5 protein-coding genes and 1 pseudogene are annotated in these 5,992 nt (G+C 55.1%); 3 read left to right on the top strand and 3 right to left on the bottom strand.

From position 1 onward, the window contains the following. The coding region (locus WCA53_RS06340; protein WP_423907036.1) for a DNA-binding protein at nucleotides 1-945 on the bottom strand (945 nt) is incomplete at its 3' end. A 656-nt stretch (nucleotides 946-1,601) separates the two neighbouring features. Between WCA53_RS06340 and WCA53_RS06345 the strand changes: the two genes are divergently transcribed. From WCA53_RS06345 to WCA53_RS06355, 3 genes are all read left to right on the top strand, one after another. Further along, nucleotides 1,602-2,780, top strand: a complete 1,179-nt coding sequence (locus tag WCA53_RS06345) for a DUF6402 family protein (protein ID WP_423907038.1) — start codon at nucleotides 1,602-1,604, stop codon at nucleotides 2,778-2,780. A gap of 890 nt (nucleotides 2,781-3,670) precedes the next feature. Then, nucleotides 3,671-4,618: an aldo/keto reductase gene (locus tag WCA53_RS06350; RefSeq protein ID WP_423907040.1), complete on the top strand. Its 948-nt coding sequence runs from the start codon at nucleotides 3,671-3,673 to the stop codon at nucleotides 4,616-4,618. A 26-nt stretch (nucleotides 4,619-4,644) separates the two neighbouring features. Continuing rightward, nucleotides 4,645-5,028, top strand: coding sequence for a nuclear transport factor 2 family protein (locus tag WCA53_RS06355; RefSeq protein ID WP_423907042.1), 384 nt, complete (start codon nucleotides 4,645-4,647; stop codon nucleotides 5,026-5,028). Between the two features lie 78 nt (nucleotides 5,029-5,106). On the opposite strand, the gene WCA53_RS06360 is transcribed toward WCA53_RS06355, so the two are convergent. Together WCA53_RS06360 and WCA53_RS06365 are read right to left on the bottom strand one after the other, a co-directional pair. Next, the gene (locus WCA53_RS06360) at nucleotides 5,107-5,808 is read right to left on the bottom strand and encodes an OmpA family protein (RefSeq protein ID WP_423907044.1); all 702 of its coding nucleotides are present in this window, start codon (nucleotides 5,806-5,808) and stop codon (nucleotides 5,107-5,109) included. An 81-nt stretch (nucleotides 5,809-5,889) separates the two neighbouring features. Further along, nucleotides 5,890-5,992, bottom strand: a pseudogene (locus WCA53_RS06365) (flagellar motor protein); the annotation flags it as partial.

Raw genomic sequence — 5,992 nt, forward strand, 5'->3', positions numbered from 1 at the left:
CTCCTGCCGTGCGCCATCGCGGTCCTGAGTGATCCGCGCTATTTCATCTCTCTTGCTTGAGACGAGCGCAGCCAACCCTTCCCGCGCCTTGCGTTCCTCGTCAAGCGACGCCTTGGTAGCGTCCAGATTTGCCTGTTCCACCGACGCTCGCTGCACGAGTTCCTCTATGCGTGCCTCGGCCGACTGAGCACGTAACGTGGCCGCGCTCGACTCCTGCGACCACTTTTGCACCTCTTCGGACTTCGCCTGACAGGTCTCGCCCAACATAGCGACCTCCTGCCGCGCGTCATCACGCTCGTGAGTGATCCGCGCTATTTCATCGCTCTTGCTTGAGACAACAGAGACCAACTCTTCGTGCGCCTTGCGTTGCTCGTCAAGCGACGCCTTCGTAGCTTCCAGATTGGCCTTGTCGATCGACACACGCTGCACGAGTTCGTCTACGCGTGTCTCGGCCGCTTCGGTGCGGCCGGTTGCTGTCGCGAGTTCGGCTCCAAGGTGTAGGGCAGCATTTTCCGAGGCACTCAATGCGCTCGTCAGGGCAATGATTCGCTCGCGCCCCGCCTCGACTTCTTCAACGATCTTTTGGTACTCGGTAAGCGCCTCGTCCCGTTCCGCGAAAGCGGTTTCCAGATGCTGGCCCGTCACAGTCAGGCGCTGATTAAACGCCTTCTCTGCGGTCTCCTGGGACGTGGTCCAGATCCGAGCGGCGGCGCTCATCACCGTTTCGGCAAGGCTTCCCGGCAAACCCGCCTGGAGCTGCAATTCCAGCGTTTTGTCCTCGCGCGCTTCGCGCCAGCGTTCCAAGGCCGCGACGATCGCGACAAGCGACCCGCCGCGAACCTCTGACCAGATTGCCACCGGGGAAACTCGTTTGCCTTCTTCGATCATGCGGTCTGCGATTGCCGCGACCACTTCATCGGTGATTGTGTCTGCGTCCGTGGACATAAGCGCCTCAAGAATCAATGTAAGCGGGCGAAAAAATAATCCGATACGTTACTACGTTTAGCGACATTTCCGATGAAAGGAACACAACGGTTGTCCTGACGAGGGCTAATCTTACGAATTGCCTTCGTTTCGACGCTCCGGTTGCCATCGACATTCTCGCCGCTGCCGGGCGGACTTTATATCAAAGACATGGCGAACAACGCGGCACCCTCCACACGCATCGCGGTTGTGATTTCGATTCCGCCCTGCGCGACACGACCTAACCGTCGCGTTTCGCCGGCGCGCGCACTATCAGCCACGCCGGGATCGATCTTGTGCCCGGTGTGCGGGTGTGAACACTTATAAAACTTCTTTAGTGGCGGTCAACTCGCGGGTCTGCGAGTCCGCGTTGTGAAGGCATTACGTAAGTGCCTTGGGTTTGCGACTTGACAACTTTTTGGTTGATCGACCGATCGAGTGATCGTCGTGTGTCAACTCTTGATGATTTTTGACAAAACGTCCGAAAAATGGCGGTTACGCTGGCGAGGCTGCCATTTCAGACGCGGCGTTCATTCACAGAGGACACTTAAGCATGACGGAACAACAGAACAACAAAACCACACTTCTTTTTATCGCCATCGGTTTGCGCACCGCAACGGCCAAGGATGGGCACTGAGATGTCGACGGGTTCTTCAAAAATTCCCTATTACAAAGTCGGATGGTTTATCCACAAGTGGGTGCTCTGTGGCGGTGCGGACGGCTGTGAAATTGTCGACGAAGCTGAACTTGCCTCAGATAAGCCGCCCCCCAAACCTGCACAGCCGAAAACGCCATCCGCGGCGAGCAAACCTGTACCGAAGCCTGATGCAGCAACGAAGATGCTGAATGACCTCCAGAAAGCAGCAAACGCCTTTTCGCGCTTCCAGGCTTGGCTCGATACGCCCGATACGCCCAAGCCAACGACGGAGGCTCGGGACTCGCAAACAAAGGAGGATACCGTTGCGCCGTTCGACATTCAGGAGATACCTATCACGATGCGAGCGTTGAGCTTGCCGATGGGTGCAAAACTGATGGAGAGGTGGTTTGCTGGCCAGCTTAATTATTCGCCGGACGATCAAGCCGAAAGCAGAGGGCTGAACCAAAACGGAGAACCATACCCGCCGTCCATGATTGACAAGACCAATGTGACGATGAAATGGGCGTTGGGTTTCGAACGTGCGAAGGCGCAATACGAAAACCTGGTTCACAACGTGATCTATAGCCAAGCGTCGTTGCAGCAGTTGGCGAAAATCTTGCAGCGCTATCCGCCTCAGACGAACATCGATGCCAGATCAACGCAAATTGAAGACGTTCACACCTATCTTCAATTCGAAAGGGCGGGAGTTGAAAGTACATGGTCGCAGAAACTGGAGCAGGCGCGCAAGAGAGCAGTTGAGGATCGTGGCGTCCCGGATGATCTTACCGCGGCCCTCGGATCGTTCACATTCTATGTTGCTATTGAGCGGGCCTTTGTTAATGCGCGCTCGGCGACGGTAAGCGAAATCTCTGTTTATATCAAAGATAACTACACCTTTACGACCGACCCGGGTAGCGTATCGCAGTATTTGGGGCACTGGAGCAGCAAGGGCGTTATCGTCGTGCCGCCCACGGAAGGCTCAACTCTAGCAAACCGAGGCTGGGCTAACTTCGCCGTTAAGCTTGGCGATCCGAAAGTTAAGGGAAACGTCTATTATCCTGTGCGCAATAGCGACTTTAGAAAATGGCAAGTGAAACATCGTCGCGGTGGAGACTTCATTATCTACTCCAATCGAATTGTTTTGCTCCTCTTATTACGCCCGATCAAGGTGCTTTGGTGATTTTAGACATAACCAACGATATTTGGGCTGGCGTTACGCTTGCCAGCCCAGTCATTGCGCTGCTCCTACTCTGCTATCTGGTTGTCGCCGGATCGGTTGCGCTATTTGGAAGACGGGAGCGGATGCGCCGACGTTTCATCCGGATCGGTAAGATCGTTGCGACGGTGGTTGCAACTACGACGGGCCTCGGATTCGTTGCGCACTATGTTTGGCTTGTTGAGATTAGGGGCACCGTACATGCATGCGAATCACATGCGTCCGAGAACGGCGAATACATCGCAAAGCAATGCATGTTGAATACCGGACTTAGCTATCTGCGCGTATATGATGGCCAGACAAACTGGCTACTTGCGGAACGGACATACAAATGTCACGCTGGTTTTTCAAAAATTATTGTGAACGATCGAATGGCATTCGACGCATGCGCCGAAGGCGACAGTTTTATCAAATTGCCCCCGTCGGTATATGACAGGATTCGATCGATGTTGCCGTAGTTGCAGCGTTACAGCCGAGGTTTGCGGGTAAAGTCTTACGAGTGACGGCGGAGCGCCGGCGCGAAATGGACAACCCATATCGCGCCGCGCCCCGTGCCCCTATCAGGCCGCTGTTTCCGCCAGGGGTCCTACAATCCTTAACAGTAGCCAACGGCGTAGTTCACGTGTTGCGCTCCTGGACGATCAACCATCCAGTACGCATCAAAAAGCCGCTGATCAAGTTCCAAAACCGCATTTCCCAGGATTAGACTATCCTTAGCTAGGAATTCGCCATGAAGCGGTTATCCGACCCAACTACGTTGACGCTTTCTGTTCATGGACCTAGCGCAACCATCGCACGCCCAAGCTTGATCCTTCGTCGCTGGGCGCGAGACACGCGCGGAGGTGGGTGTCGTCATGATTGAGCCTTCCGATTTTCCGATCAGAAAGATAGTGCTTAGTCACGGAGGCGGCCGTATACCCGCAGTCGGATTTGGCACGCTGATTCCCGATGTGGCCACGCTGACAAGCGCCATCAAAGTCGCGCTGGAAGCCGGGTTTCGACACTTCGATTGTGCCGAGCGATATCGCAACGAGCGTGAGGTGGGCGAGGCCCTGCAGGCAGGACTTGCAGCCGGAAGGATCGCGCGCAAAGAAATCTTTGTGACCACCAAGCTATGGAATTCAAATCATCGGCCCGAGCGTGTCGAACCGGCTTTCGGGGCAAGTCTTGAAAGGCTGGGGCTAGACTATCTGGACCTATATCTCGTTCATACGCCGTTTGCATTTCAACCGGGAGATGAGCAGGATCCGCGCGATGAAAACGGAGATATCCTCTACGATGAAGGTGTGACGCTACTCGACACGTGGAGAGCGATGGAAGCGCTCGTCGACCATGGAAAATGCCGGTCCATCGGACTGTCTGACATCAGCCTGGACAAATTGCTGCCGCTCTACCAATCGGCAAGAATCAAGCCGGCTGTGGTCCAGGTCGAAGCACATCCTTATCTGCCAGAAACGGAACTTCTGGAATTCTGCAAGGAGAGAGAGATCGTGTTTTTGGCTTTTGCGCCATTGGGTCACGGAATAAGGCCAGGGCCGCTCGAGGACGCGGTCGTCATGCAAATCGCCGCGCGAGTTGGAAAGACGCCAGCACAGGTGCTGCTCTCCTGGGCCGTGCAACGTGGCACAGCTTTTCTTACAGCGCCCAAAACCGAGGCCCGCGCGCGGGAGAGTTTTAACATCTCAGCCCTCCCGGCAGACGCTTTCGACGAGATCAATCGGATTCAGACCAGGCAGAGATTCAACGAAGTCGTGAAGACGGGCAGTCCTGGTTTTATTCCGCTGGAAGTACGCAATAGATAGACGTGAACGCTATCCGGAGGCAGGCCATGCAGGAAGAAAAAAATCGTGAATCCCTGAATGCGCACTGGCAAGCATCGGCGGCGGGCGATCTCAACGCGGAACACGATATTTACGATGATGACGCCATCTGCGATTACCCTCAATCAGGTGAACGAATCATCGGACGAATCAACTTGCAGGCATTGCGGGGTCACCATCCCGATAAGCCATCGGGTTTCGATGTCAGGCGAATTCAAGGAGAAGGCAATCTCTGGGTCACGGAATACACCATCACTTATCAGGGGCGGGCGGCTTACACGGTAAGCATCATGGAGTTCCGCAACGGCAAGGTCGTTCACGAGACCCAGTATTTTTCGGATCCGTTTGAGGCGCCGGGTTGGCGCAGCGGGTTGGTTCAGCAGATCGCGTGAGCTCGCGTCGCGGCGAGATAAGCCCGTCAGCTTAATGGCCGCGCTGATTGCCCAGCGTCTTGTCGCCTGTCTTGCGATTCAATATTGCACCAGTATCGTCACGCGGCGGTTCGCAGTTCGGGCGTTCGCGTTGTCACCCATCACTAAGGGAAAATTGTCAGCCCGACCGATCGCGGCCAGTCTATTTGGCTCGATTCCCCTGTCGACCAGGAATCGGACGACGGCTCCCGCCCGTGCAGACGAAAGCTCCCAGTTTGACTCGTATTTCGCGGTCGAGATGGGCAGACTGTCGGTGTGTCCTTCCACGAGGATATTGTTTGTTGAATGGTTCCTCAGTATCAGGGCGACCTGGTTCAAAACGTCAAACGACTCCGGCAACAAGTGCGCGTCGCCCGAATTAAACAGTATTTTTGCGTTGATTCCGATCTCGACACCCGGGGCGCCGTTCACGATGGTGATCTGTTGTTTATCGCGAAGCGTTCCCAATAAAGACAAGAGATTCTTCCTGGCGGCCTCTGGACCCCCAGTCACGGTGTTCAGATCGTTAGCGTGAGCGTCATCAGTTCTTTCCTTGACGATGTGCCGCTCGAACGTCTTTATTTCAAGCTCTTTATATTTGGCCAACTGCAACACATACAGAGCAAGAAACAGCACCATTAGCGTTGTTATGAGGTCCGCGTAAGAAATAAGCCAGCGCGCGGAGTTCGTCTCAGCATCGCCGTCCTGCTCATAGCCGGTCTTGCCAGACACCAGGCGTTTGTTACCGGAGGGGCTGTCCATACGTGGAAGGTTTGTTTTCGAAGTACGTTTTATTGGATGCCGGCCAACGCTAGCGATTCAAGCTTGACTATTTAGGGCTAGCTAGGCCAGCATCTCTGCCGATCTTTCGCGGACGTCGCCCGCCAGCCGGGTTTCGATGGTGTGAGGAGATTCCTTCCGTGATATCGCAAGCAGCCCATCAAGG

This window comes from Caballeronia sp. (assembly GCF_049581465.1).
Lineage (GTDB): Bacteria > Pseudomonadota > Gammaproteobacteria > Burkholderiales > Burkholderiaceae > Caballeronia.

What these genes read in the sequence shown, in the direction of transcription:
- WCA53_RS06345 (WP_423907038.1), top strand. Translation starts at nt 1,602, where the DNA reads ATGTCGACGGGTTCTTCAAAAATTCCCTATTACAAAGTCGGATGGTTT.
- WCA53_RS06350 (WP_423907040.1), top strand. Translation starts at nt 3,671, where the DNA reads ATGATTGAGCCTTCCGATTTTCCGATCAGAAAGATAGTGCTTAGTCAC.
- WCA53_RS06355 (WP_423907042.1), top strand. Translation starts at nt 4,645, where the DNA reads ATGCAGGAAGAAAAAAATCGTGAATCCCTGAATGCGCACTGGCAAGCA.
- WCA53_RS06360 (WP_423907044.1), bottom strand. Translation starts at nt 5,808, where the DNA reads ATGGACAGCCCCTCCGGTAACAAACGCCTGGTGTCTGGCAAGACCGGC.